Below are 26,610 nucleotides of genomic sequence, written 5' to 3' on the forward strand. Positions count from 1 at the left end.
AGAAGCCGCCTCAAGAATCGCCTGCCATGGTAGCCCGGCGCGACCCCTCCGTCAGCCCGTGGGCAGGCGGAAACACAGCGGACTGGGCTGAAACGAAAGTGGAGGCTTCTGTTGCCAGGTGCCTCCGAACCCCGCCTGACGGAGCTTAACCCGTCAGGGCTTTAGACTTGGTCTTTCAAACCGCTTACGCGGCCTGAGCAACCGGAGCATAGTTGTCGTTGGCAACTATACGTTTGGCCCGATAACGGCGGGTACCATACCGAGCGAAAGTACAACCTTTACGCCCTCGTCGATCCTGTTTCGCCCCCATCAGCAACGGCCGGCCGGATATTTCTGGAGCCGCTGGTGGTGGAGGCGCCGGGCACTGCCCCCGGGTCCGAAAGGTTTATTGCGAAGTCCGTTTATCGCCATAGCCGGCTGACGCCGGCAGACGGAATATATGGGCAGCACCGCCGGGAGGGAAGGGTGCCACTGCGCAGGCGCAAGGCAATTGCGGGCCGGTTCGTCCAATCTTTGCGCAGGCCAGACGGTTCCATGCAGTACGGCCTTTGACCTAAGCTGACCTGGCGCCGGGGACTTGGTCACTTGAGGAGGACATCCATGACCGGTGCGCGTGATTTGCCGAAGCCGAGCGGCATAATTTTCGGCCTCCACGACCGGCCCGATCCGATGACGAGCTTGCTCGCCGCCTCCCAGCATGTGCTGGCGAGCATCGTCGGTATCGTGACTCCGACCCTGATCATCGGCGGCGCGCTCGGGCTCGGCAGCTATGTGCCCTATCTGATTTCGATGTCGCTGTTCGTGTCCGGCGTTGCGACCTTCATCCAGTGCCGGCGCATCGGTCCGGTGGGGTCGGGCCTGCTCAGCCTGCAGGGCACGAGCTTCGCCTTTCTCGGTGCAATCCTGACCGCCGGTTTTGCGGTCAAGGGCCGCGGCGGCACGCCCGAAGACATCCTGGCGATGATTTTCGGCCTGTGCCTGGCCGGTTGCCTGATCGAGGTCGTGCTCAGCCAGTTCGTCGACAAGCTCAAACGCATCATCACGCCGACCGTCACCGGCATCGTGATTGCCGTGATTGGGCTCAGCCTGGTCAAGGTCGGCTTCACCGATCTGGCGGGCGGGGTCGGTGCCAAGGATCTCGGCAGCCCTGTCAATCTCGGGCTGGGGCTGCTGGTGATCGCGGTGATTCTCGCGCTCAGCTTTCAGCGCAACATCTACCTGCGCATCAGCGCGGTGCTGATCGGGCTGGTGACAGGCTTTGTGGTCGCGGCCCTGCTCGGCAAGGTGAATTTCGGCGCCATCGGCGGACAGCCGATCTTTGCGCTGCCGCGGCCCTTCATGTTCGGCCTGTCCTTCGACTGGGCGCTATTCCTGCCGATCGCGTTTCTCTATCTCGTGACCGCGATCGAAACGACCGGCGACCTGACCGCCAACTCGACCATTTCGGGCGAGCCGGTGAAGGGCCCGCTCTATATGTCGCGCATTAAGGGTGGCATTCTCGCCGACGGCGTCAATTCGGGCCTCGCCGCGATCTTCAACACCTTCCCGAACACCACCTTCAGCCAGAATAACGGCGTGATCCAGATGACCGGAATCGCCAGCCGCCATGTCGGCTATTACGTCGCCGGCATTCTGGTCGTGCTCGGACTGTTCCCGATCTTCGCGGCGATCTTCACGCTGATACCCAAGCCGGTGCTGGGCGGCGCGACGCTGGTGCTGTTCGGCTCGATTGCTGTGGCCGGCATCCGCATCCTCGCCAACCAGCCGATCACCCGCAAGGCGGTCTATGTGATGGCGGTGTCGTTCGGGCTCGGTCTCGGCGTGGCGCTCGTCCCCGATGCGCTGAAAGGATTGCCTGATGTCGCACAGAAGGTGCTCGGCTCGCCGATCACGCTGAGCGGCCTGGCCGCCATTCTGATGACGCTGTTCCTGCCTGACGATGCCGAGGACCGTGCGCTCGCTGCGGACGAAGAGGTGAGCGCCAAGCCCGCGACCGCGTAAGCAGCAATGGCACGTCGCCGGGCGGTCCCGTCCGGCGACGTGATATAGAAGGCTGCATGTCCGAATCGTCGCCTTCGCCAGCCGGCATCACGCTGCTCGAACTCTTCCTGGGCTTTGCGAAAATTTCGGTCTCCGGCTTTGGCATGATCCTGCCATGGGCGCGCCGTCTGATCGTCGACGAAAAAAAGTGGATGACGCCGGAGGAGTTCAACGAGACGTTCTCGCTTGCGCAATTCCTGCCCGGGCCGAATGTGGTCAACCTCGCGGTGGTGTTCGGATCGCGTATCCGAGGCGCGGCCGGTGCCGTGGTTGCGTTGCTCGGTCTGCTGGGGCCGCCTGCGCTGATCGCGACCGCCCTGTCTGCGCTCTATTCCGTCTACGGCGATGTTGAAATCCTTCGCCGCATCCTGACCGGGATTGCCGCCGCCGCCATTGGCCTGATGATCGTGGTCATTGCGCGAATGGCGGAACCGCTGCTGCGACAGGGGCTGGTTCCGGGTCCGTTCGTGCTGGCCGCGACATTCCTCGCAATCGGCGTCGCACGCTGGCCGCTCGTCTGGACGCTGCTGGTGATTGCGCCCGCGAGCATCGCGCTTGCTGCATGGTGGCAACGACGATGAAGGCCTCCGACCCGCTGATGCTGCTTGCGGGCCACTTCGCGTTGCTGTCGCTGTTTGCAATCGGCGGAGCCAACGCAGCGATCCCTGAAATGTATCGGATCGCGGTACAGCTCGAGGGCTGGCTGACGGCCGAACAATTTTCCGATCTGTTCGCAATCGCGCAGGTGACGCCGGGGCCGAACGTAATCATCACGACACTCATCGGATATCAGGTCGCGGGTATCGCGGGTGCTTTTGTCGCGTCAGTTGCAATGGTCGGGCCAACCTGCATCGCGACATATTTCATCACGCAGGTCTGGGATCGTTTTCGCGATGCACCATTGCGCGCTGCGATCCAGACCGGTCTCGTTCCTGTTTCAATCGGGCTTCTCGCCGCGAGTGCATGGATTCTGGCATTCGCGAATGACAGTGGAGTCGCGGCGGCCGGTATCACGGGGATCACGGTCGTAATCGGATATTTTACTCGGATTAATCCACTCTGGGTGTTTGGCTTTGCCGCGATAATAGGCGCGGCCGGCCTGATCTGACACGCCTGCAATTGTTTCTTCCGGTTCCGGCCAGCGATTTGCTAGACAAGAGCCTCAGCTTGGGCGAAGATCCAAGAGGGGACACTGTAAAACTACGGCGTGGGGAGGGCGTATGGCGGGAGGCGCAGGGGAGCCGGCGGGATCACCGCGAGCGACGGGGATTATTCGCGGGCCGCAGGATTTCTGGGGCGGGCTTGCTCTTGCTCTGCTGGCGTTGTTTTCGCTCTGGGCGGGCAGCGATCTTCCGGGCATGCGAGGCTTCGCGTTCGGGCCGGGTACGGCGCCGCGGCTGTTCGGCTGGCTGCTGTTCGGGGTGTCCGTTATCATTCTTGTGAACGGGGTGATCTCGGACGGTCCCCCGCTGCAAAAGTGGGGAATTCGCGCACCGGTTCTGTTTATCGCGTCGGTGCTATTTTTCGGCGCGACCGTGCGTCCGTGGGGGCTCATCATATCGAGCTTTCTGACGCTGATGATTGCCTCCGCGGCGTCCAAGGATGTGCGCTGGGTCGAAAGCATCATCTGGTCAGCCGTGCTGACTGCGGCCTGTGTCGCGCTGTTTATCTACGGGCTGAATCTGCCGCTTCAGCTTTGGCCACGGTGACGCCATGTGGGATCTCGTCAGCAATCTTGCATTTGGCGTCAGTGTTGCGGCGTCGCCGCAAAACCTGATGCTGTGTCTGATCGGCGCGCTGGTCGGAACGCTGATCGGCGTTCTGCCCGGATTGGGTCCGGTCGCGACCATCGCGATGCTTCTGCCGATCACCTATGGTCTGCCCCCGGTCGGTGCGCTGATCATGCTGGCCGGCATCTATTACGGGGCGATGTATGGCGGTTCGACCACCGCCATCCTCGTCAACATACCCGGCGAATCCGCGTCCGTGGTGACAACGCTCGACGGCCATCAGATGGCGAAGCAGGGCCGAGCCGGCCCCGCGCTTGCGATCGCGGCGATCGGTTCATTCTTTGCCGGTTGCGTCGCGACCGTCATCATCGCGGCCGCCGCGGCGCCCTTGACGAGCATCGCGCTGCTGTTCGGACCGGCGGAATATTTCTCGCTGATGGTTCTCGGCCTGATCTTCGCGGTGGTGCTGGCGAAGGGATCGGTGGTGAAGGCGATCGCCATGATCCTGATCGGTCTGGTGCTGTCGATGATCGGTTCCGACCTCGAGACCGGCGCCGGGCGGCTGAACTTCAACATTCCCGAACTGGCCGACGGTCTGGGTTTCGTCGTGATCGCGATGGGTGTGTTCGGCTTTGCCGAGGTGCTGCGCAATCTCGAAGTGACGCATAATCGCGACATCGTTCAGGCCAAGATCACCGGATTGATGCCGACGCGCGCGGATCTGATTGCGGCGGCGCCGGCCATCGGCCGCGGCACCATCCTTGGGTCGGCACTCGGCATCCTGCCCGGCGGCGGTTCGGTGATCTCGGCTTTTGCGGCCTACACGCTGGAGAAAAAGCTGTCCAAGCATCCGGAACGGTTCGGCCGCGGCGCCATCGAAGGCGTGGCCGGACCGGAGACCGCAAACAACGCCGCCTCGCAGACCTCGTTCATCCCGCTGCTCACGCTCGGCATCCCGCCGAATCCGGTGATGGCGCTGATGGTCGGCGCCATGACCATCCACGGCATCGTGCCGGGTCCGCAGGTGATGACCAAGCAGCCCGATCTGTTCTGGGGCATGATCGCCTCGATGTGGTTCGGCAACCTGATGCTGGTCATCATCAACCTGCCTCTGGTCGGGCTGTGGGTGCGGCTGCTGCGGGTGCCGTATCGCCTGCTGTATCCGCTGATCCTGATCGTCTGCTGCATCGGCGTCTATTCGGTGAACAATGCGCCGACGGACGTCTATCTGACGGCTGCTTTCGCGCTGGTCGGATATTGGCTGGTGAAGCACGATTTCGAACCGGCGCCGATGCTGCTCGGCTTCGTGCTCGGCCCGCTCATGGAGGAAAATCTGCGCCGCGCCATGCTGATCGCGCGCGGCGACTGGACGGTGTTCCTGACCAGGCCGATCTCGGCCGCCCTGCTTGGATTCGCCGCCCTGATGCTGATCATCGCGCTGCTGCCGATGATCCGCAAGAAGCGCGACGAGGTGTTTGTCGAAGAGGGCTAGGGCTGTCTCTCTCAGTCCAATTGCGTACTTGATTTTCGGGCGGCGTTTCGATGAAACGCCGCCCGAACTCTGTTCCGCCGGATACAGGCGGGATCGGGCCGCTAGAAGCGATTGGAAACGCCCCCTTCGGAGGACTTCAGATCATGCCTTTGCTACATCGTCTGGCCGGCGCGCTCGCCGGCCTGTCCGCTCTTGCGGCGCTGTCGGCGCCCGCGCAGGCGCAGACCTATCCGGCCCGCCCGATCACCATGATCGTGCCGTTCGCGGCCGGCGGTCCGACCGACATCGTCGCGCGTATCGTCGCCGACCACATGTCGAAGACACTTGGCCAGCAGATCGTGATCGAGAACGTGGTCGGCGCCGGCGGTACCACCGGCGCGACCCGCGCGATGCGCGCCAAGCCGGACGGCTACACCGTCATCATGGGGCATATGGGGACCCATGCCGCGGCGGTCGCGCTTTACCCGAAGCTCGCCTATCACCCCTTGAACAATTTCGAGACGGTCGGGCTTGCCGCCGGAACGCCGGTCCTGATCGTGGCGAAGAAGGATTTTCCGGCCAAGGACCTGAAGGAGTTCGTGGCATATGTGAAGGCCAACGCCGACAAGGTGAATGCGGCCCATGCGGGCGTCGGCTCGGTGTCGTTCACGAGCTGCCTGCTGCTGAATTCGGTGCTTGGCGTGAAGCCGACCGCAATTCCGTTCCAGGGCACCGGTCCCGCGCTGAACGCGCTGCTCGGCGGTCAGGTCGATTACATGTGCGACCAGATCGTCAACCTCGTGCCGCAGATCAAGGCCGGCAACATCAAGGCCTTCGGCATCGGGACGCCGGACCGCAATCCGGCTCTGCCGGATGTGCCGACGACCAAGGAGGCAGGCCTGCCGGAGTTCGAGGTCTCGGCCTGGAACGCGATCTTCGCGCCGAAGGGGACGCCGAAAGAGGCGCTCGACAAGCTGTCCGACGCGCTGTCGAAGGCGCTGGACGACGAGGGCGTGCGCAAGCGGCTGGCCGATCTCGGCAGCGACATTCCGGGCCCGGACCGGCGTGGCCAGGCGGCCCTGAACAAGCTGGTCGAGAGCGAGATTGCACGCTGGACGCCGGTGATCAAGGCGTCGGGCATTACCCAGTAACCGGGTTCCACGAAACCTGCTTGCGAGGGGCGGCCGGTGACGGTCGCCCCTTTTTTTGGGGGAATCGGATAGCTTGCGGTTCGACGCAGCGACGCTTTGATAAGGTCCGACGACCAATCCGGATGAACCGATGCGGCAATATCTCGATCTGATGGAACACGTCCTGCGCCACGGCGTGGAGAAGCGCGACCGTACCGGCACCGGCACGCTGTCGGTGTTCGGCCATCAGATGCGCTTCGACCTCAGCTCCGGCTTTCCGCTGGTCACCACCAAAAAGCTGCATGTCAAATCGATCGTGCATGAATTGCTGTGGTTTCTGCGCGGCGATACCAATGTTCAATATCTGCGGGACCATGGCGTCACGATCTGGGATGAATGGGCGGACGAGAATGGCGATCTCGGCCCGGTCTATGGGGCGCAATGGCGCTCCTGGCCGGCGCGCGACGGCGGTACGATCGATCAGATCGCGAACCTGATGCGCGACCTTGAACGCAACCCGGATTCGCGGCGCCTGATCGTGACGGCGTGGAATCCCGCCGATATCGGCAGGATGGCGCTGCCGCCGTGCCATTGCCTGTTCCAGTTCTATGTCGCGGAAGGCCGGCTGTCGTGCCAGCTCTATCAGCGTTCCGCCGACATCTTCCTCGGCGTGCCGTTCAACATCGCGTCCTATGCGCTATTCACGATCATGGTCGCGCAGGTCGCCGGACTGAAGCCGGGCGAATTCATCCATACATTCGGCGATGCACATCTGTATCTGAATCATCGCGAGCAGGCCGCGCTGCAATTGTCGCGCAGCCCGCGGGCGCTGCCGGTGATGACGATCGATCCGTCGGTGAAGGATATCTTCTCGTTCCGTTACGAGCATTTCGCGCTGGAAGGTTACGATCCGCATCCGCATATCAAGGCGAAGGTGGCGGTGTGAGCGGGCGTGATGCCGGTGCGTCGAACAGTATTTCCATCATCCTCGTGGTCGCCGTCGCCGAAAACGGCGTGATCGGACGCGACAACAAGCTGCCGTGGCGGATCAGGTCCGATCTTAAGTTTTTCAAGAGCGTCACCATGAACAAGCCGGTGGTGATGGGGCGCAAGACCTTTGTCTCGATTGGCAGACCGTTGCCGGGCCGCACCAATATCGTGGTGACCCGGCAGCCGGATTTCGCCGCGCCCGGCATCGTCGCGGCGCCCGGCGTCGATCAGGCGCTGACCGTGGCGCGTGGCGATGCCTTGCGGCGGGCGGCCGACGCCATCGCGGTGATCGGGGGGACGGAAATTTTTGCGCAAACCATGCCGCTGGCCGACCGGTTAATTTTGACGCGGGTCCATGCAAAACCGCCGGGCGATACCTATTTGCCCGCGATCGACCCTGTGGCCTGGCGCGAAGCCGAACGGCTGCCGCAGCCAAAGGGGCCGGACGATGAATATGGCTTTACTATCGTTCATTACGAACGTGCCGGCGCGGCATGAGCGCGCGTTGTAAGGGGCAGGGCCGTCCCCTATAACCCCGCCGAAACATTGGCGCGCCTGCCGTATGGCCGCGCTCGAGGAGGATTGAAATGCCGTGGAGCAATCAGGGCGGTGGTGGCGGTGGCGGACCCTGGGGTTCGGGCCCAAAGGGGCCATGGGGTTCGGGGCCGCAATCCGGTGGCGGGACGCAGCCGCCCGATCTGGAGGATTTGCTGCGGCGCAGCCAGGACAAGCTGAAAACCGTCCTGCCGGGTGGCAGCTTTGGCGGCAAGGTCGGAATCGCCGCGGCGCTGGTCGTGGCGCTGTTCCTGTGGGGAATTTCAGGCTTCTTCGTCGTCCAGCCGGGCGAACTCGGCGTCATCCAGCGCTTCGGCAAGTATGTGCGCGATGCGCCGGCGGGCTGGGGCTATACGTGGCCGTATCCGGTCGGCGCGGTCACCAAGGTCAATATCGAGCGCATCAACCGCATCGATGTCGGCATGCGCGTTGTCGACGATGCCCGCCGTGGCACCACGAGCCGCGACGTGCCGGAAGAGAGCCTGATGCTCACCGGCGACGAGAATATCGTCGATGTCGATTTCTCGGTGTTCTGGAAGATCCAGCCTGACGGGGGCGCCGGCAAGTTTCTGTTCAACATCCAATATCCCGAAGGCACCGTGAAGGCCGTCGCCGAAAGCGCGATGCGCGAGGTCGTCGGCCGCTCCAACATCCAGCCGATTCTTACCGGCGCGCGGCAGAACATCGAAACGGCCGTTCAGGAGCTGATGCAGAAAACGCTCGACGACTACCAGTCCGGCATTCTGATCACGCAGGTGCAGTTGCAGAAGGTCGACCCTCCGACGCAGGTCATCGACGCGTTCCGCGACGTGCAGGCGGCCCGCGCCGACCTTGAACGCGCGCAGAACGAGGCGCAGACCTACGCCAACCGCGTGGTGCCTGAAGCGCGCGGCCGTGCCGCGCAGATCTTGCAGAATGCGGAAGCCTATCGCGAGCAGACGGTTGCCGACGCAACTGGCCAGAGCGCGCGTTTCAACCAGATCTTCGAGCAATACGCCAAGGCGCCGCAGGTGACGCGCCAGCGCATGTATCTGGAGACCATGGAGCGGCTGTTGAGCGGTACCGACAAGATCATCCTCGATCCCGGCACCGGTACCGGCGGGCAGGGTGTCGTGCCGTATCTGTCTCTCGACCAGAACCGCCAGCGGCCGGCGCAGCCGCAGCAGCAACAACCGCAAGCGCAACAGCGCCGCTAGAGGAGAGACCCATGAAACTCGGTATCGCGGGCGGCGTGCTGCTGGTCCTCGTCCTGATCGCGGCTTTCGTAGGCTACAGCTCGATATTCACCGTGCCGGAGACGCGCCAGGCGATCGTGATCCGGCTTGGTGAGCCGCAGCGCGTGGTGTCTCAGGCCGGTCTGCATTTCAAGGCGCCCTTCATCGACAGCATCGTCTATATCGACAAGCGCATACTCGATCTCGAAAACCCCGCGCAGGAAATCATTGCAGCCGACCAGAAGCGGCTCGTGGTCGATGCCTTCGCGCGTTACAAGATCGTCGAGCCGCTGCGCTTCTACCAGGCTATCGGGACGGTACCCGCCGCGAATTCGCAGCTTGCGACCCTCCTGAACTCGTCGCTCCGCCGCGTACTCGGCGAATCCTCGTTCCAGGACGTGGTTCGCGACGAACGCGACAAGCTGATGACGCGAATCCGCGAACAGCTCGATCGCGAAACGCAGCGCTACGGCATCAACGTGATCGATGTCCGCATCCGCCGCGCCGACCTGCCGGAGCAGAACAGCCAGGCGGTGTATCAGCGCATGCAGACGGAACGTCAGCGCGAGGCCGCCGAATTCCGCGCCCAGGGCTCGCAGCGTGCGCAGGAAATCCGCTCACGCGCCGACCGCGACGTCACCGTGCTGCTGGCCGAGGCCAATGCCAAGGGCGAGCAGATTCGCGGTGAAGGCGATGCCACGCGCAACCGCATCTTCGCGGAAGCGTTCGGCAAGGACCCGGACTTCTTCGCCTTCTACCGTTCGATGCAGGCCTACGAGCAGGGTCTGGGCAACAACGATACCCGTATGGTGCTGAAGCCGGATTCCGAATTCTTCCGCTATTTCGTGGATCCGAGCGGGCGTTCGGCGACTTCGCCGCCGCAGCAGCCGTCACAGCAGCTCGGATCGCCGACCGCCGCGAGGTAAAAGCATCACGATCGATAGAAGCGGGGGATGTGGGACTTCATCGTCGCGATCGGGCTCGTGCTCGCGCTTGAGGGCTTGTTGTTTGCGGCGTTCCCGGGCGCCGCGAAGCAGGCCATGGCGAACGTGCTTGAGACGCCGGACCAGATCCTGCGCGGCGTTGGCATTGCGTGCGCGGTCGTGGGAATCGTGATCATCTGGCTGGTGCGCAGCTGATACTGGGACGGGACCGTGCCGAGATCACCGGACGATCACCGGCGCCTGCCGGCGGTGCATCCGCAACCTCTTTGCTTTTGTGAAATCCGGCTCTGTCACTGGCATTTTGGCGCCGGAGCGGGGTTGTAACGGATGCGAGGGCATTGGCGATACGACGCCGATCGTCTCGCGATGACATCGCGTCTTGCGCCGGCACCTTCGATCGAAGACCAGCGCGCGGATCAGCCGGGTTCCGCCCAAGCCGGCGCGAACAGGGACCTGGTTGTTGCCTGAAAAATCGCGCCATCCAGCCGCGTGGCTGCCGCAATCACGTCCCCGTTTGCGGTCCGGTATTGTTCTTGCTTCATGCACGGGTCGGGGGCAGTGTTGAGGCGGTTTTGCAGGAGAATTCGCAGCCATGACGGCTTCTATCGCCAAGATTCTCAGTGCCTTTCGTCGGCCGGCCTTGGCCGGAATGGCGGTCGCCGTGCTGATCCTGCCCACGCTGTCGGGCCAGACACAGGCGCAGGCCCGCGGCCCCGAGAAAATTGCCGACGTGGCGGAAACGGTGATCGATGCGGTGGTGAATATTTCCACCTCGCAGCGGGTCGAGACCGCCAGCCGGCCGGGAGGTCCCCGTCAGCAGGAGCGGCCCGGACAGAATCAGGGACCGCAGCTTCCCCCCGGTTCTCCGTTCGAGGACTTCTTCAAGGACTTTTTCGAGAACCGCCGCGGCGGCCCGGGCGGTCCCGGCGGCCAGGGCGAAAATCGCGCGCCGCGCCGGACCTCATCGCTCGGCTCCGGCTTCGTGATCGATCCGTCGGGTTTGGTCGTGACCAACAATCACGTCATCGCCGAGGCCGAAGAAATCAATGTGGTGTTCAACGACGGATCGCGCATCAAGGCGGAACTGGTGGGCCGCGATCCCAAGACCGATATCGCGCTGCTGCAGATCAAGCCTGAAAAGCCGCTCAAGGCGGTGAATTTCGGCGATTCCGACAAGGTCAGGCTCGGCGAATGGGTGATCGCGATCGGCAATCCGTTCAGCCTCGGCGGATCGGTGAGCGCGGGCATCGTGTCGGCGCGCAATCGCGACATTCAATCCGGCCCCTATGACAATTACATCCAGACCGACGCCGCCATCAATCGCGGCAATTCGGGCGGGCCGCTGTTCAACCTCAACGGCGAAGTGATCGGCGTCAACACCGCGATCATCTCGCCTTCCGGCGGATCCATCGGTATCGGCTTTGCCGTTCCGTCGAAGGTCGTGATGGGCGTGATTGATCAGCTGCGCGAGTTCAAGGAAGTGCGGCGCGGCTGGCTCGGCGTGCGCATCCAGCAGGTGACCGACGACATTGCCGAGAGCCTCGGCCTGAAACAGGCCCGCGGCGCGCTGATTGCGGGTGTCGACGACAAGGGACCAGCCAAGCCCGCGGGCATCGAGGCCGGCGACATCATCGTCAAGTTCGATGGCCGCGACATCAAGGAGATGCGCGATCTGCCGCGCATCGTCGCCGATACGCCGGTGGGCAAGGAGGTCGAAGTCACCGTTCTGCGCAAAGGCAAGGAAGAAAAGAAGACGGTGAAGCTCGGCCGTCTGGAGGATGCCGAGAAGGCGAAGCCTGCATCGGTGCAAAGCGATGCAGCGCCCGACGACAAGTCGGTCGTGAAGAAGGCGCTGGGTCTCGACCTCGCCAATATCTCGCCCGATCTGCGCAAGCGCTTCAAGATCAAGGACAGCGTGAAGGGCGTGGTCATCACCGGGATCGACCAGAATTCTGCCGCGGCCGAAAAGCGGCTCAACGCCGGCGACACCATCGTCGAGGTGGCGCAGGAAGCGATCGGCACCACCGACGACTTCCAGAAGAAGGTGGACAAGCTCAAGCAGGATGGCCGCAAGATCGCGCTCTTGCTGGTGGCTAATCCGGAAGGCGAATTGCGCTTCGTGACGCTCAGCCTGCAATAGGCCGGGCCGCGCGACGAGGTGAAGGGGGGCCGGTCAAGCCCCCCTTTTCTTTTGTTTCCGCTGCTTTACGATCCAGCGGTCGACCGCTGGATCGTCAGGCGATGGATGCACGCCGTTTCCTTCTGATATGCGCGCTGTCGTTCGCAGCGCTCGTTCCGGCCGCGGCTCGGGAGCGCGTCGCGCTGGTGATTGGCAACGGCAAGTATGTTCATGCCGGCGAATTGCCCAATCCGGCCAATGATGCCCGCGCGATGACGCAGGCGCTGCGTTCCATCGGGTTTGAGGTGGCCGACGGGATCGATCTCGACCGCGACGCCATGGAACGGCTGATCCGCGACTTCCTGCGCAAGTCCTCCGGCGCGAAGGTCGCGATCCTGTTCTACGCCGGCCATGGCATGCAGATCGACGGCCGCAACTATCTCGTGCCGATCGACGCGAAGCTCGAAGTGGCCACGGATCTGAATTTCGAAACCATCGATCTCGACCGCCTGCTCGACAGCCTGAACGATCCGCAGCGTGCGACGGTGGTGATGCTGGATGCCTGCCGCGACAATCCGCTGGCGCGCTCGTTTGCCAGCCGGCTCGGAGCGTCGCGCTCGGCTGCGGTCGGTACCGGCCTTGCCGCCTATACCAATCCAGGCACCGGAACGCTGATCGCGTTTGCGACCGCTCCCGGAAAGGTCGCGCTGGACGGGCAGGGCACCAACAGTCCGTTCACGACCGGTCTCGTCAGGCACCTGCGCACGCCGGGGCTCGAAATCCGGCAATTTCTGACGCGGGTGCGCAAGGACGTTTCGGACATCACCCGCGGCGCCCAGGTGCCGTGGGACAGTTCGTCCCTGCTGGGCGACGTTTATCTTGCTGGGCTCGATCCCGCCGCCCGTCCGCCGAACATTGCTCCGCCGCAACCCGCGCTGCCGCAAATGGCTCCGCCGCCCCGCCAGCAGTCTGTCTTGCCGCCTGCGGCGGTCCGCTCCATCTCCACGCGCGGCTATAACGGCTCCCAATATGTTGAAGCCGAATTCCGCCGCGACGATGCGGGAAACTGGATTGAGACGCAGCGCACCGACGCGTCGACCCGATTACGTTTCGCCGAGCAGAAAAACACCGCGACCGAAGTGCTGCTTTACGACGACCTGCGCGATCTCTATCTGCGGTTCGATATCACCGGGAAACGACTGTATTTTCGGCGCGGCAGCGGCGCATGGGTGCCGTTCTACAAGATCGAGCGGGTCTCGGCGACGTCCAATTGAAGCGTCGTCAGGCTTCCGCAAATTCGTCTCGCCGGTAGCCCTGCAGATACAAAAGTGCCGTCAGGTCGCCGTGGTCGATCCGCACCTGCGCAGCGTCGGCGACCGCGGGCTTGGCATGATAGGCAACGCCAAGTCCCGCCCGGCCGATCATGGCGAGGTCGTTGGCGCCGTCGCCGACCGCCATGGTCTCCGCAAGCGGCAGCTTCAGATAGCGCGCGACCTCCAGCAACGTGTCCAGTTTGGCTTCGCGTCCGAGGATCGGCTCCTCGACATGGCCGGTCAGCGTCCCGTCCCTGACCAGCAGCGTGTTGGCGTGATTTTCGTCGAAGCCGATCATCTCCGCGATCTCCCGCGTGAACAGCGAAAACCCGCCGGAGACGAGAACCGTATGAGCGCCGTGAGCGCGCATGGTGCCGACCAGTGCCCGGGCGCCGGACATCAGCGTGATGCGGTCGGCGATCACCTCGTCAATGACCGATGCCGGCAGCCCCTTCAAAAGCGCCACGCGCTCGCGCAGAGCCGGCTCGAACGCGATCTCGCCGCGCATGGCGCGATCGGTGATCGCCGAGACATGCGCCCTGAGGCCGACCAGATCAGCAAGCTCGTCGATGCATTCCTGGCCGATCATGGTGGAATCCATATCGGCAACCAGAAGCCGCTTGCGCCGGTGGGCGAGCGGCTGGACCGCGATGTCGACCGGCGTTTCGGCAAGCGCCGCGCGCAGGTGATCCGTGACCTGCCTCTGGTCGATGCTGGCGTCCGGGATGAACTCAATATCGGCCGCCACGCCGCGCGCGAGCCATTGTATATCGGTGGCCTGTGGCAGCGCCGCCTGCGCCCGCGCGAGCGAGTCGTCCGTGAGGCGCGTATCGGCGGCGGCAATGAGAGTTGCGACGTGAGTCATTGGCAGGCGCTGCGATGAAGACGGCGGTGCTTATCGCAGGGCCGACAGCGAGCGGCAAGTCGGCGCTCGCGCTTGCGCTCGCGGAACGTCTGGGCGGCGTGGTGATCAACGCCGATTCCATGCAAGTCTATCATGACCTGCGGGTGCTGACGGCGCGGCCGAGCGCGCAGGAGGAGGCGCTTGCGCCGCACCTTCTGTTCGGACATGTGGACGCGTCGGTGAATTATTCCGTCGGGGCCTATGTAGCCGACGCCTCGCGTGTGCTCGAGGGTCTCGCCGACCGGCCGGCCATTTTCACGGGCGGCACCGGACTGTATTTCAAAGCGCTGATGAGCGGGCTTGCCGCGATCCCGCCTATCGATCCGGCGATCCGTGACGCCTTTCGGTCCAGGCTGGAGCGCGACGGCGTCGAGAGGCTGCATGCGGAACTCGCGCGGCGCGATCCCGGCAGTGCCGCCCGTCTGATGCCGCGCGACCGCTCCCGCGTCCTGCGCGCGCTGGAAGTTCTGGAGGCAACCGGCCGTCCGATCGCCGACTGGCATCAGGACGGTCAGCCGCCGGTGATCGACCCGGATCGGGCGATCAAGATTTTTCTCAATCCGCCGCGGGAGGAACTCAAAGCCCGGATCGAGAGCCGATTCGCTGCGATGCTGAAGTCAGGCGCGATCGAGGAGGTGCGCGCGCTTGCCGCGCGTCATCTGCCCGACACATTGCCCGCAATGAAGGCGCATGGCGTGCCCTGGCTGCGCCGGCATCTCGGCGGCGAAATTTCGCTCGACGCGGCGGCGGCGGGATCGATCATGGATACGCGCCGCTACGCCAAGCGGCAGGTCACATGGTTCCGCAATCAGATGCCGGGCTGGACCCTGGTCGCGCCGGAAGAAGGGATGGCGGCCGTCGAAACTTTGATGCAGACTTGAACCTGGCTCCCGCGGCGGGCGACCAAACCTCCAGCGCGTCAAATACTCCCGCTCCAGCGGAGGATCATGATGTTTCGATTCATCGCGGCATGCGCAGTCGCGTTGGCATGTCTGTCACCGGCCGCCGCGCAGCCCAATCGCGTCGCACTCGTTATCGGAAACGGCGATTATCAGCATGCGCCCGCGGTGAAGACGTCCGAGCATGACGCGGCTGATCTCGGCGCCGCGCTGGCCCGCATGGGCTTTTCGGTGACCAGTCTGAGCAACGCCTCGAACGAAGCGATGGACCGCGCCCTCACCGCGTTCGGGCAGACCGCAAAATCCGCCGATATCGCGCTGGTATTCTATGCGGGACATGCGATTCAGACCGGCGGCGATGCGTGGCTGATCCCGGTCGATGCCAGGACGGACTCGCTTCTCGCCATAAGGTCGTCGGCGTTCAGGCTCGACCGCGTCACGGCGGCCGTGGCAGGCGCCGCGAAATTCGGGGTCGTTCTGATCGACGCCGCGCGCAACGATCCGTTTCCGGCGGGCAAGACGCAAGACAAGCCAAAGCTGCTCGTGGTCGAATCCGAGCCGCAGCCGAAGGATATCCTGGTTGCGTTCGCCACTGCGTCCGGTCAGAAGACGGTTGAGGCGAAGGGACGCAATTCTGCCTTCACCGCGGCGTTGTTGGCGCATATCGAGACACCGGGTCAGGACATCGTTCAGTTGATGCGGCGGGTGCGCAACGACGTATTGGCGGCGACCGGCGGCAAGCAGATCCCGTTCAGCCATGCGACGTTGAGCGGCGATCAGTTCCTGACACCGCGCTGAGCAACCGAACAGGACATAGAGAGGATGCCATGTTGAATCGGATTTTCCGCCTGCTTGGCTGTGTCGCGATCACTTTCGGGATCCTTGCGGCGCAGCCCGCCCTCTCCCAGGACCAGCGCGTCGCGCTGGTGATCGGCAATTCCGACTACAAGAACGTGTTCTCGCTGAAGAACCCGGTCAACGACGCCGCCGATATGAGCGCCGCGCTGAAACGCATCGGATTTGCGGTCACTTCGCTCAGCAACGCCACCCTCGCCGACATCAAGCGCGCGCTGAAGCAGTTCGGTGACAAGGCCAGGCTCGCCGATGTTGCGGTCGTGTTCTATTCCGGACATGCGCTGCAATCGGACGGTGTGGCCTGGCTGCTCGCGACGGATGGGCAGGCGCGCTCGCTGGCCGATATCACCAGAGGCTCCGTCAGCCTGCCGGAAATTCTCGAACAGCTCGACGGCGTCGAGAAGATCGGGATGGTCTTCGTGGATGCGGCGCGCAACGATCCGTTCAACGAAGCGGCGAAACAGAGATTGCCAGCCGGCCTCAAGCGGCAGGTCGAGGAACCGAAGAACGTGCTGGTCAGCTTCGCGACCGGCGCGGGCCGCAAGGTCGCGGATGGCGAGGGGCGCAACAGCCCGTTCACCACAGCGCTGCTGAAACACATCGAGGAGCCGGGGCTGGAAATCATTCAACTCATGAAGCGGGTCCGCGACGACGTGGTGCAGGCCACCGGCAACGAGCAGGTGCCGTCTTTCTATATTTCGGCCGCCGACGAAGCCTATTTCGTCGCCGCCCTGCCGAAGCCGGAGCCGGTCGCAGTTCCGCCCCAGGCCGTTGCCCCGGTGGTCCCGGTTGTGCCCGCACCGGGACCGCAGGCGGTCGCGCCGGCAGCACCGGCCGCGCCCGAGCCAGCGCCGCAGGCAGTCGTCCCGGCAGCACCGGTTGTGCCCGCGCCCGCGCCCCAGGTCGTCGCCCCGGCCACGCCCGCGCCGCAGGCTGCGATCCCGGAAGCGCCGCCGGCCGCTCCATCCGCGCCGCAGGAACCCGCGCCGCAGCCACTGGTATCGGCGCCGGCTCCTGTCTCGCCCGATGTTTCCCCCGCTCCCGAACCGGCCCCGGTGGCACCGGCCGAAAAGGCGGCCGAAGTGTCACCGTCTCCGGCGGCGCCGGCGCCCGAACCGGACAAGCCGGCCGCCGAGCCCGCTTCGACAAATTCGGAGGCCGCGCGTGAAGGCTCCGATTCAACGGAGAAATCGAACGAGTGAGGCGACCGTCCCTGCGATCGCAGGTTCAGCCGATCAGCTTCAGGTGCTTGAAAAATTCGTAGAACGTGAACAGCACCTCGATCACGATCAGCGCCACGATCGCCATTTCGAGCCGCAGGCTGCGCGAGGCGTCGATCAGGTCGGTGAGCGCGCGTGCGGTCTCGCCGACCACATCGATCTTGCGTGCGAGCGCGGCGGCGCGCTCCTTCAGTTCGTATTCGTCGGCAAGGCGGGCGTGAAGCCGTTCGAGGTCGAAACGGTCCCACAGCACGTCCGGCTTTTCCTCGACCTCGACGCGGCCGGTGAGCCGCTGCCGCACCAGCAGCGACTGGCCGATCACTTTCATCATGCTGCTGCGGTCGGTTGGCGTGCGCCCGCCGGCGGCGAGCTTCGCGGCCAGCGGCTCGACGATATCGAACACGCCGCGCACCTCGCGTTCCTGATGCGCGAGCACGACATTCTTGGCGAGCGCATCGGCGATCACCACGAGCCGTGCCGGCGAGAGGTCCTTGACCTTGATGGCGCCGCCCGGATCGATCTGGTCGTCCTGGTCCGGCCCGATATCGATGGTCGCGGTCTCGTCCTCGACGCGCGTCGCTGGTGTGACGATCCGCGGGCCCAGCCCGCGCAACGTCTCGTCCTCCTCGATCGGAGACAGCCCGACGAGAACAGCGACGCCGTAGCGGAACAGCACGACGTAACCCTCTCCGGTGCGGAAGGCGAGCGGCACGGTGTTGATGACGTCGCTGCGTTCGAGGCCGGTGGTATCGATGCGCTCGCCGACGAGAAGCGCACGCGCGGTCAGCCGCGTGCGTGTGGGCGCCGGTGCCGGAGCGGTCGTGATGTCAGCCACGTCGCGCTCACTTCAGGGTCTTCAGCCACGCGTCGATCTCGCGGTCGGCACTCTCGCCGTCGATGCCGTAGCGCGACTGGATGAACCCGTTCAATGCTTCGCGCCGGCCTTGAGCCTGCTGGATCTCGTTGTGGGTGAGCTTGCCCCAGCGTTCCTTGACCGAGCCTTTCACGCGCTTCCAGTTTCCGGCGACCTTGTTCCAGGTCCAGGTGCGGAAGGTTTCCTTTGCCGGCGCGGCTTCGGCCTTCGGTGCGGCGGCCGGTGGCGTCTGCGCCTGCGCGACCGGGGCCGCCAACAGGATGGCGGCAAGAGCAGCCGCCGGAATTCGTGATTTTGCCATCGACGCCTCTCGCCGTATGTGTGGAACCGATTTCAGTATAGCTCGCATTGGCCGCCGCCATGTGAGCCTGACGCTTGACCGGACGGGGATTAGCCCTTATATGGTCGCGCAACGTTCGTACCGAGCAGGGCCATGTCACGTAATTTTATTTCGTCGCTCGTCATCGTAGGGAGGCGCATCGCCGGGGGTGGCTAAAGCCATCCACGCCGGATGATGCGCCGTAACCAGAGGGCCTCACGGCCCTTTTTTAATTCCAGTGCGACGAAGTCAGTGGAGCAGAGATCATGAGCAAGGAAATGACCGGGGCCGAAATGGTCATTGAGGCGCTCGCCGACCAGGGCGTGACGCACATTTTCGGCTATCCGGGCGGAGCGGTGTTGCCGATCTACGACGCGATCTTCCAGCAGGAGAAGGTCAAGCACGTGCTGGTGCGCCACGAGCAGGGCGCGGTGCACATGGCGGAGGGCTATGCGCGTTCGACCGGCAAGGTCGGCTGCGTGCTGGTGACCTCGGGGCCGGGCGCGACCAATGCCGTGACCGGGCTGACCGACGCATTGATGGATTCGGTGCCGATCGTGTGCATCACCGGGCAGGTCCCGACCCATCTGATCGGCAACGACGCGTTTCAGGAATGCGACACCGTCGGCATCACGCGGCCCTGCACCAAGCACAATTATCTGGTGAAGCGGATCGAGGATCTGCCGCGCGTGCTGCACGAGGCATTCTACGTTGCAGCGAGCGGCCGTCCCGGGCCGGTCGTGGTCGACATCCCGAAGGATATCCAGTTCGCCAAGGGGACCTATTCCGGCCCGCAGAACATCAAGCACAAGACGTACAACCCGAAGGTGAAAGGCGATCTCGGCAAGATCAAGGAGGCGGTCGAACTCATGGCGAAGGCCAGGCGTCCGCTGTTCTATACCGGCGGCGGCGTCATCAATTCCGGCAAGGAGGCGAGTCATCTGCTGCGCGAACTGGTCAAGCTGACGGGCTTTCCGATCACCTCGACGCTGATGGGGCTCGGCGCCTTTCCGGCCGCCGATCCGCAATGGCTCGGCATGCTCGGCATGCATGGCACCTACGAAGCCAACATGGCGATGCATGATTGCGACGTGATGATCTGCATCGGCGCACGCTTCGATGACCGCATCACCGGGCGGCTCGATGCGTTCGCGCCGTTCTCGAAGAAGATCCACATCGATATCGACCCGTCGTCGATCAACAAGAACGTCAAGGTCGATGTGCCGATCGTCGGTGATTGCGCACATGTTCTGGAGGACATGACGCGCATGTGGCGCACGTCATCGGTTCAGCCGGACAAGAAGGCGATGGCGGAATGGTGGAAGCTGATCGACAGGTGGCGGGCCCGCAAGTCGCTGAGCTACCGGCCATCGAACGACATCATCAAGCCGCAATATGCCATCGAGCGGCTGTTCGCGCTGACCAGGGACCGCGACACCTACATCACCACCGAGGTCGGCCAGCACCAGATGTGGGCCGCGCAGTTCTACCAGTTTCAGGAGCCGAACCGCTGGATGACCTCCGGCGGCCTGGGCACTATGGGCTACGGCCTGCCGGCTGCGGTCGGTGTGCAGATGGCGCATCCGAAGTCGCTCGTGATCGACATCGCCGGCGAAGCCTCGGTGCAGATGACCATGCAGGAAATTTCGACGGCCGTGCAGTACCGGCTGCCGATCAAGGTGTTCATTCTGAACAACCAGTACATGGGCATGGTTCGCCAATGGCAGGAATTGCTGCACGGCAACCGTTATTCGGAAAGCTATTCGGAAGCGCTGCCGGATTTCGTCAAGCTGGCGGAAGCGATGCATGCGCATGGTATCCGCTGCAAGAAGCCGGGCGATCTCGACGATGCGATCAAGGAAATGATCGACATCGACAAGCCGGTGATCTTCGACTGCGTGGTCGATCAGAAGGAAAACTGCTTCCCGATGATCCCGTCGGGGCGCGCGCATAACGAGATGATTCTCGGCGACGCCGCGGAGAGTCTCGACGAGGCGATCACGGAAGAAGGCAAGATGCTGGTGTAGGTGCTGCGGCCATTGTCGATGTCATCGCCCGCGAAGGCGGGCGATCCAGTAGACACGAAAGGCTGCGATTACTGGATGCCCCGCTTTCGCGGGGCATGACAGGCTCAGTGAAAGGTTATCATCGTGAACGCAAACGTGCCATCCACTTCGCATTACCCCGCAGCGCCGGCGGCGCAGACCGTCGAGCGGCATACGCTGTCGGTGCTGGTCGACAACGAGCCCGGAGTGCTTGCGCGCGTGATCGGCCTGTTCTCCGGCCGCGGCTACAATATCGATTCGCTCACGGTCTCCGAGACCGAGCACGAGAAGCATCTCTCGCGAATCACCATCGTGACGCGCGGCACGCCGATGGTGATCGAGCAGATCAAGCATCAGCTCGAGCGCCTCGTGCCGGTGCACCGGGTCAACGATCTCACCGTGTCGGGCCCCGCGATCGAACGCGAACTCGCGATGGTCAAGGTGCGCGGCAAGGGTGACCATCGTGTCGAGGCGCTGCGGCTCGCGGATGCCTTCCGCGCGCGGGTGATCGACGCCACCACCGAGAGCTTCGTGTTCGAGATCACCGGCAAGAGCGACAAGATCGACCAGTTCGTGGAACTGATGCTTCCGCTCGGGCTGGTCGAAGTGTCACGCACCGGCGTGGTCGCGATCGGGCGCGGACCGGAGGCGATGTGACGCTGCCTTCATGCCGATCGACATGTTCCTCGGGCTGGTCGCGTTCGCGTGCGCGATGGCGTTCACGCCGGGTCCCAACAACATCATGGTCACCGCATCGGGCGTGAATTTCGGGTTCACGCGCACGATCCCGCATATCCTCGGCATTACCTTCGGGTTTTTCGTTCTGGTCTCGGTCTGCGCCGCGGGCGTCGGCGCGGTCTTCGCCGCGTGGCCGCCGCTGCAGGTCGTGCTGAAGGTCGCAGGCGCGGTTTATCTGCTCTGGCTCTCCTGGAAAATCGCGACCGCGGCGCCATCGACGGACGATGCAGGACAGGTTGCGGAGCCGATCACCTTTTTGCAGGCCGCGCTGTTTCAGTGGTTGAACCCCAAGGCACTGGTCGCAGCGTTGAGCGGCATTGCGCTCTATGTGCGGCCGGCGCACTGGCTGACCGATTTCACATTGCTGCAGATCGTGTTCACGATCGCGACTATTCTTGCGGTCGCGACCTGGACCGGCTTCGGCGTGGCATTGCGCCGCGTGCTGTCCGATCCGAAACACGCGCGCATCTTCAACATCGCGATGGCGCTGCTATTGGTTGCGAGTATCGTGCCGATGGTGGTTTGAGCGGGGATGTCCGACTTGGCCGTTTCCCCCGAACGGCGTAATTCTCACCCATGCTCTCGCGCCGCGCCAAATATGCCCTCCGGGCGATGATCTATCTCGCCGACCACCGGGGCGCCGCCCCGGTCTCGGTGCGCGACATCGCGCAGGATCTGAAAATCCCGCGCGCGTTTCTCGAGCAGATATTCTCCGAGCTGAAGCGTGCCAACCTCCTGGTGTCGACCCGCGGCAAGCAGGGAGGCTTTCTGCTGAGCCGCCTGCCGAAGGATATCAACCTCGCTGAAATCATCCGTCACATCGACGGGCCGCTGGCGCTGGCGCCCTGCGCGAGCCAGACCGCATTCCGGCAATGCCCGGACTGCGTCGATTTGCGCATCTGCCAGCTTCGCCCGGCGCTGATTGCGGCGCGCGACGCGACCGCGAAAATCCTCGAAAAAACAACGCTCGCCCAGGCGGCCGCAGAAAAATCCTCTCCGAACCCCCCTGTATAAATAATACTATTCTGATTGATTTAGTCAGAATTAGATGGTCGGATCGTCCGGGGGTTGGACGGGTCGCCCGTCCATTCCTGTGACTTGGTGGGGGGCACCGGAGCGCAGGTCGTTCGTCGCTTTGGTTCGTTCGTCGCCTTGGGCGCCAGCCAGCGGGTCACATCGCAAACCATGAATGTCGCGGAACCGGTCGTCCGGTCGCAACCCGCGACTCCTGCCGGGCGTTGTGGGTCCGGCCGAAGGAGGTGGCAGATGCGTCTTCTGGCTTCAGCAATCGCAATCGCGGCAATGACAGTCTCGGCCGCGGCGCAGGACATTTCGCTGCTGAACGTGTCCTACGATCCGACCCGCGAGCTTTATTCCGAATTCAACAAGGCCTTCGCCGCCAGATACAAGGCGGATACCGGAAAGACCGTAAGGGTGCGGCAGTCGCATGGCGGCTCCGGCCGGCAGGCGCGTTCGGTGATCGATGGCCTCGGCGCCGACGTGGTGACGCTCGCGCTGGCCTACGACATCGATGCCATCGCCGACCGAGGATTCATCGACAAGAACTGGCAGAAGCGGCTGCCGCAGAATTCGTCTCCCTATACCTCGACCATCGTGCTGCTGGTCCGCGCCGGCAATCCGAAGAAGATCAGGGACTGGGACGATCTCGTCCGTCCCGACGTCAAGGTGATCACGCCCAATCCGAAGACATCGGGTGGCGCGCGCTGGAATTACCTCGCGGCCTGGGGCTACGCGCTGAAGAAATACGGCTCCGAGGACAAGGCAAAGGATTTCGTGCGCGCCGTTTTCAAGAATGTGCCGGTGCTGGATACCGGTGCGCGCGGCTCGACCATCACTTTTGTCGAGCGTGGTGTCGGCGACGTCTTCATCTCGTGGGAGAACGAGGCATTCCTCGCCATCAATGAACTCGGCAAGGACAAGTTCGAGATCGTGGTTCCATCGATATCGATTCTCGCCGAACCCCCGGTGACGATCGTCGACAAGGTTGTCGACCGGAAAGGAACGCGCGCCGTAGCCGAAGCCTATCTGAATTACCTCTACAGCAACGAAGGCCAGCGGATCGCGGGCAGACACTATTACCGCCCGCGGGATCCCGAAGTCGCAAAGCGCTTCGCGGAAATATTCCCGGACGTGAATCTGATCACGGTCGATGAAGCGTTCGGCGGCTGGCGTGCCGCGCAGAAGAAGCATTTCGACGACAAGGGCGTGTTCGACGAAATCTATAGCCAATGAGCGTCGTCACCCATACACTTCTCGATCGTCTGGACAGTCGCGGGACGACATCGTTGGATCGCCGTCGCAACCAGCGCCGCCGGAGCGTGATACCCGGTTTTGGTCTCACGCTCGGGCTGACGCTGACCTGGCTTGCCCTGATCGTGCTGATTCCGGTCGCCGGTCTGTTCATCAAGACCGCGGAACTGAGTCCTGCGCAATTCTGGGACATCATCACCAGCACGCGCACGCTCAACGCCCTGAGGATCAGCTTTGGGTTGTCGCTCGTCGCGGCGTTCGTGAATTTGTTCTTCGGTGCGGTCGTTGCGTGGGCGCTGGTTCGCTATGACTTCTTCGGCAAGCGGCTGGTCGACGCGACGATCGACATTCCGTTTGCGCTGCCGACGGCGGTGGCCGGCATCGCGCTCACTACATTGTTTGCCGAGAATGGCTGGCTCGGCGGATTGCTGGCTCCCCTGGGGATCAAGGTTGCGTTCACGCCGCTCGGCATTCTGGTTGCACTGGTGTTCATCGGGCTGCCGTTCGTGGTGCGTACCGTGCAGCCCGTGCTGGAAGATCTCGATTCCGAAATCGAGGAGGCCGCGGCGACGCTCGGCGCGACCCGCTGGCAGACCATTACCCGTGTGCTGATGCCGATCGTGCTGCCGAGCCTGCTGACGGGCTTCGCGCTCGCTTTCGCCCGCGGGGTCGGCGAATACGGTTCGGTCATCTTCATTGCCGGCAATCTGCCGAATGTCTCGGAAATCGCCCCGCTGCTGATCGTGATCCGGCTGGAGGAGTTCAAATACGCCGATGCCACCGCGATTGCCGTGGTGATGCTGCTCGCGTCGTTCGCGATCCTGTTCGCCGTCAACCGGCTGCAACGCTGGTCGGCAACCCGTACCGGACAAGCGGGAGGCTGACATGGCCGGTCCGGCAACCACACTCAACGGCCGCGCGCGCGCGAAAGGCGCGGAGCGCTATCGGGCGACCCGCAGCGAGCCGGCATTCGTGCGCTGGCTGATCATCGCAACGGCGCTGGCGTTTCTCGGCGTTTTCCTTCTGCTGCCGCTGGTCACCGTATTCGTGCAGGCGTTCGCGCGCGGCGTGGTGCCGTATCTGAACGCGCTGACCGAGCCGGATGCCGTGGCGGCGATCAAGCTGACCTTGATCGTTGCCGCGATCTCGGTGACGCTGAACCTGATCTTCGGCGTGGTCGCGGCCTGGGCGATCGCGAAATTCGAGTTCCCCGGAAAGAGCTTCCTGATCACGCTGATCGATCTGCCGTTTTCGATCTCGCCGGTGATCTCGGGCCTCGTTTTCGTGCTTCTGTTCGGCGCGTCGGGTTTCTTCGGCGCCTGGCTCATCGAGCACGACATCAAGATCATCTTCGCGTTGCCCGGCATCGTGCTCGCAACCGTGCTCGTGACCTTCCCTTTCGTGGCGCGCGAACTGATCCCGCTGATGCAGGAGCAGGGCACGCAGGAAGAGGAAGCCGCGATCTCGCTCGGCGCGTCCGGTCTGCAGACCTTTTGGCGCGTGACCCTGCCGAACGTGAAATGGGCGCTGCTCTACGGCGTGCTTCTGTGCAACGCACGCGCCATGGGCGAGTTCGGCGCGGTCGCGGTGGTGTCGGGTCACATCCGCGGCGAGACCAACACCATGCCGCTGCACATCGAAATTCTCTACAACGAGTATCAGTTCATGGCGTCCTTTGCGGTCGCATCGCTGCTGGCGCTGCTGGCGCTGGTGACGCTGACCGCCAAGGTCGTGCTGGAACGCTTTTCCGCATCGGAGCGATGACATGAGAATCGAAATTCGCGATGTCACGAAGCGGTTCGGCGACTTTACCGCACTCGACAATGTCGGCCTCGACGTGCGTTCCGGGGAACTGGTTGCGCTGCTTGGCCCCTCGGGTTCGGGCAAGACCACGCTGCTTCGCATCATCGCGGGCCTGGAATGGCCGGACGACGGCCGCGTGATGTTCGACGGCACCGACGCACTGTCGCGCAGCGTCGCCGAGCGGCATGTCGGCTTCGTGTTCCAGCATTACGCGCTGTTCCGGCACATGAGCGTGTTCGAGAATATAGCTTTCGGACTACGCGTGCGTCCGCGCGCGCAGCGGCTCCCGGAAGAGAGGATTCGGGAGAAAGTGCACGAACTGCTCGAGCTTGTGCAGTTGAAGTGGCTCGCCGAGCGCTACCCCTCGCAGCTCTCCGGCGGCCAGCGCCAGCGCATCGCGCTCGCCCGCGCGCTTGCGATCGAGCCCCGCGTGCTGCTGCTCGACGAGCCGTTCGGGGCGCTCGACGCCAAGGTGCGCAAGGAATTGCGGCGCTGGCTGCGGACCTTGCACGAAGACATCCATGTCACGTCCGTTTTTGTCACCCACGACCAGGAGGAGGCGCTGGAAGTCGCCGACCGCATCGTTGTGATGGACAAGGGCCGGATCGAGCAGGTGGGAGCGCCCGCCGAGGTCCATGACGCGCCGGCCACCGCCTTCGTCCATGAATTCATCGGCGAGTCCGTGGTGGTCCCGGTCACGGTTTCGGACCGCAAGGTGCATTTGCAGGGCCGTCCGACCGCGATCGATCCACAGGGCGCCGGCAATGGCAGCGCTCGCCTGTTCGTGCGGCCCTACGAGATCGAGGTGGTATCGCCGTCGAGCGCGGCCCTGACCGGCGTGGTGAAGCGGGTCCATGGACTCGGCGCCGCACGCCGGGTCGAGGTGCTGCTGTCGGGCCCGGAGACCCTGGTCGAGATCGACACCCCGCGCCACCGGCCGCTCGCGGTCGGCGAGACCATCGGGCTCAACCCCCAGCGCTACCGGATTTTCGCGGACGCGCGGTAGCCCTCTTTCGGTGGCGGCCGAAGGGCCGAACCCGGAATGGATTTCGGATTCGCTTGCTGCGCAAGCGGCCCGGAATGACCCGCGAGGGCTTGTCCCCGACGCCCCGGCCCCCTAGAACCCCCTGCGAACCGTGCCGGAACCGCCTCCGGCGCGTCTTAAAGAATGCGGCC

The 26,610-nt window shown here is 63.9% G+C and carries 27 protein-coding genes and 1 other RNA gene; 24 read left to right on the plus strand and 4 right to left on the minus strand.

Features of this window, described 5'->3' with window-relative positions; genetic code table 11:
• Positions 1–97 precede the first annotated feature (97 nt).
• Positions 98–467: a transfer-messenger RNA gene (gene ssrA / locus AB7F49_RS00415) on the minus strand.
• A 133-nt stretch (positions 468–600) separates the two neighbouring features.
• On the opposite strand from ssrA, the gene AB7F49_RS00420 reads away from it, so the two are divergent.
• From AB7F49_RS00420 to AB7F49_RS00480, 13 genes are all read left to right on the plus strand, one after another.
• Complete coding sequence (locus AB7F49_RS00420) at positions 601–2,001, plus strand: uracil-xanthine permease family protein (RefSeq protein WP_428519151.1); 1,401 nt, start codon at positions 601–603, stop codon at positions 1,999–2,001.
• A 56-nt stretch (positions 2,002–2,057) separates the two neighbouring features.
• Positions 2,058–2,621, plus strand: coding sequence for a chromate transporter (locus tag AB7F49_RS00425; protein ID WP_428519153.1), 564 nt, complete (start codon positions 2,058–2,060; stop codon positions 2,619–2,621).
• Positions 2,618–3,148 carry a chromate transporter gene (locus AB7F49_RS00430; RefSeq protein WP_428519155.1) on the plus strand — a complete coding sequence of 177 codons (531 nt, stop codon included), beginning with the start codon at positions 2,618–2,620 and terminating at the stop codon, positions 3,146–3,148. The genes AB7F49_RS00425 and AB7F49_RS00430 overlap by 4 nt, the downstream gene beginning before the upstream one ends.
• Positions 3,149–3,260: 112 nt before the next feature.
• Positions 3,261–3,749: a tripartite tricarboxylate transporter TctB family protein gene (locus tag AB7F49_RS00435; RefSeq protein WP_428519157.1), complete on the plus strand. Its 489-nt coding sequence runs from the start codon at positions 3,261–3,263 to the stop codon at positions 3,747–3,749.
• A gap of 4 nt (positions 3,750–3,753) precedes the next feature.
• Positions 3,754–5,262, plus strand: coding sequence for a tripartite tricarboxylate transporter permease (locus tag AB7F49_RS00440; RefSeq protein ID WP_428519159.1), 1,509 nt, complete (start codon positions 3,754–3,756; stop codon positions 5,260–5,262).
• A gap of 143 nt (positions 5,263–5,405) precedes the next feature.
• Positions 5,406–6,392, plus strand: coding sequence for a tripartite tricarboxylate transporter substrate binding protein BugD (locus tag AB7F49_RS00445; protein WP_428519161.1), 987 nt, complete (start codon positions 5,406–5,408; stop codon positions 6,390–6,392).
• A 130-nt stretch (positions 6,393–6,522) separates the two neighbouring features.
• Entirely contained in the window at positions 6,523–7,317 is a 795-nt protein-coding gene (locus AB7F49_RS00450) for a thymidylate synthase (RefSeq protein WP_428519163.1), read from the plus strand.
• The gene (locus tag AB7F49_RS00455; protein WP_428519165.1) at positions 7,314–7,859 is read left to right on the plus strand and encodes a dihydrofolate reductase; all 546 of its coding nucleotides are present in this window, start codon (positions 7,314–7,316) and stop codon (positions 7,857–7,859) included. The genes AB7F49_RS00450 and AB7F49_RS00455 overlap by 4 nt, the downstream gene beginning before the upstream one ends.
• An 89-nt stretch (positions 7,860–7,948) precedes the next feature.
• A complete protein-coding gene (gene hflK, locus AB7F49_RS00460) occupies positions 7,949–9,112 on the plus strand; it encodes an FtsH protease activity modulator HflK (RefSeq protein ID WP_428519167.1) in 1,164 nt (387 codons plus the stop codon).
• 11 nt (positions 9,113–9,123) lie between these two features.
• Positions 9,124–10,056, plus strand: coding sequence for a protease modulator HflC (gene hflC, locus AB7F49_RS00465; RefSeq protein ID WP_428519169.1), 933 nt, complete (start codon positions 9,124–9,126; stop codon positions 10,054–10,056).
• A gap of 27 nt (positions 10,057–10,083) precedes the next feature.
• Complete coding sequence (locus AB7F49_RS00470; protein WP_428519171.1) at positions 10,084–10,269, plus strand: DUF2065 domain-containing protein; 186 nt, start codon at positions 10,084–10,086, stop codon at positions 10,267–10,269.
• A 397-nt stretch (positions 10,270–10,666) separates the two neighbouring features.
• On the plus strand, positions 10,667–12,214 hold the full coding sequence (locus tag AB7F49_RS00475; RefSeq protein WP_428519173.1) for a Do family serine endopeptidase: 1,548 nt from the start codon (positions 10,667–10,669) through the stop codon (positions 12,212–12,214).
• Positions 12,215–12,315: 101 nt separating this feature from the next.
• Positions 12,316–13,467, plus strand: coding sequence for a caspase family protein (locus tag AB7F49_RS00480; protein ID WP_428519175.1), 1,152 nt, complete (start codon positions 12,316–12,318; stop codon positions 13,465–13,467).
• 7 nt (positions 13,468–13,474) lie between these two features.
• Here the strand turns inward: AB7F49_RS00480 and serB are convergent, their stop codons facing one another.
• On the minus strand, positions 13,475–14,371 hold the full coding sequence (gene serB / locus AB7F49_RS00485) for a phosphoserine phosphatase SerB (RefSeq protein WP_428519177.1): 897 nt from the start codon (positions 14,369–14,371) through the stop codon (positions 13,475–13,477).
• A gap of 14 nt (positions 14,372–14,385) precedes the next feature.
• Here serB and miaA point away from each other — a divergent pair, with 14 nt between their 5' ends.
• The 3 genes from miaA (at position 14,386) to AB7F49_RS00500 (ending at position 17,366) form a co-directional block, all read left to right on the plus strand.
• Complete coding sequence (miaA, locus tag AB7F49_RS00490; protein ID WP_428519179.1) at positions 14,386–15,291, plus strand: tRNA (adenosine(37)-N6)-dimethylallyltransferase MiaA; 906 nt, start codon at positions 14,386–14,388, stop codon at positions 15,289–15,291.
• A gap of 69 nt (positions 15,292–15,360) precedes the next feature.
• Positions 15,361–16,107, plus strand: a complete 747-nt coding sequence (locus AB7F49_RS00495; protein ID WP_428519181.1) for a caspase family protein — start codon at positions 15,361–15,363, stop codon at positions 16,105–16,107.
• Between the two features lie 29 nt (positions 16,108–16,136).
• Positions 16,137–17,366 carry a caspase family protein gene (locus AB7F49_RS00500; RefSeq protein ID WP_428519183.1) on the plus strand — a complete coding sequence of 410 codons (1,230 nt, stop codon included), beginning with the start codon at positions 16,137–16,139 and terminating at the stop codon, positions 17,364–17,366.
• A gap of 25 nt (positions 17,367–17,391) precedes the next feature.
• On the opposite strand, the gene AB7F49_RS00505 is transcribed toward AB7F49_RS00500, so the two are convergent.
• A complete protein-coding gene (locus tag AB7F49_RS00505) occupies positions 17,392–18,219 on the minus strand; it encodes an RMD1 family protein (protein ID WP_428519185.1) in 828 nt (275 codons plus the stop codon).
• A 7-nt stretch (positions 18,220–18,226) separates the two neighbouring features.
• A complete protein-coding gene (locus tag AB7F49_RS00510; RefSeq protein WP_428519187.1) occupies positions 18,227–18,559 on the minus strand; it encodes a CsbD family protein in 333 nt (110 codons plus the stop codon).
• Positions 18,560–18,843: 284 nt separating this feature from the next.
• Between AB7F49_RS00510 and AB7F49_RS00515 the strand changes: the two genes are divergently transcribed.
• The 8 genes from AB7F49_RS00515 to AB7F49_RS00550 all read left to right on the plus strand — a co-directional run bounded on the left by AB7F49_RS00515 (position 18,844) and on the right by AB7F49_RS00550 (position 26,440).
• Entirely contained in the window at positions 18,844–20,604 is a 1,761-nt protein-coding gene (locus tag AB7F49_RS00515; RefSeq protein WP_428519189.1) for an acetolactate synthase 3 large subunit, read from the plus strand.
• A 123-nt stretch (positions 20,605–20,727) separates the two neighbouring features.
• Complete coding sequence (gene ilvN, locus AB7F49_RS00520; protein WP_428519191.1) at positions 20,728–21,279, plus strand: acetolactate synthase small subunit; 552 nt, start codon at positions 20,728–20,730, stop codon at positions 21,277–21,279.
• 10 nt (positions 21,280–21,289) lie between these two features.
• Positions 21,290–21,886, plus strand: a complete 597-nt coding sequence (locus AB7F49_RS00525; RefSeq protein ID WP_428519193.1) for a LysE family translocator — start codon at positions 21,290–21,292, stop codon at positions 21,884–21,886.
• Between the two features lie 50 nt (positions 21,887–21,936).
• The gene (locus AB7F49_RS00530; protein WP_428519195.1) at positions 21,937–22,374 is read left to right on the plus strand and encodes an RrF2 family transcriptional regulator; all 438 of its coding nucleotides are present in this window, start codon (positions 21,937–21,939) and stop codon (positions 22,372–22,374) included.
• Positions 22,375–22,626: 252 nt separating this feature from the next.
• Positions 22,627–23,613, plus strand: a complete 987-nt coding sequence (locus AB7F49_RS00535; protein WP_428519197.1) for a sulfate ABC transporter substrate-binding protein — start codon at positions 22,627–22,629, stop codon at positions 23,611–23,613.
• Complete coding sequence (cysT, locus tag AB7F49_RS00540; protein ID WP_428519199.1) at positions 23,610–24,515, plus strand: sulfate ABC transporter permease subunit CysT; 906 nt, start codon at positions 23,610–23,612, stop codon at positions 24,513–24,515. The genes AB7F49_RS00535 and cysT overlap by 4 nt, the downstream gene beginning before the upstream one ends.
• Before the next feature lies 1 nt (position 24,516).
• A complete protein-coding gene (gene cysW, locus AB7F49_RS00545; protein WP_428519201.1) occupies positions 24,517–25,395 on the plus strand; it encodes a sulfate ABC transporter permease subunit CysW in 879 nt (292 codons plus the stop codon).
• Position 25,396: 1 nt separating this feature from the next.
• A complete protein-coding gene (locus AB7F49_RS00550; RefSeq protein WP_428519203.1) occupies positions 25,397–26,440 on the plus strand; it encodes a sulfate/molybdate ABC transporter ATP-binding protein in 1,044 nt (347 codons plus the stop codon).
• The last annotated feature ends 170 nt before the right edge of the window (positions 26,441–26,610 follow it).

The organism is Pseudorhodoplanes sp. (genome assembly GCF_050250235.1).
Classification (GTDB): Bacteria; Pseudomonadota; Alphaproteobacteria; order Rhizobiales; family Xanthobacteraceae; genus Pseudorhodoplanes.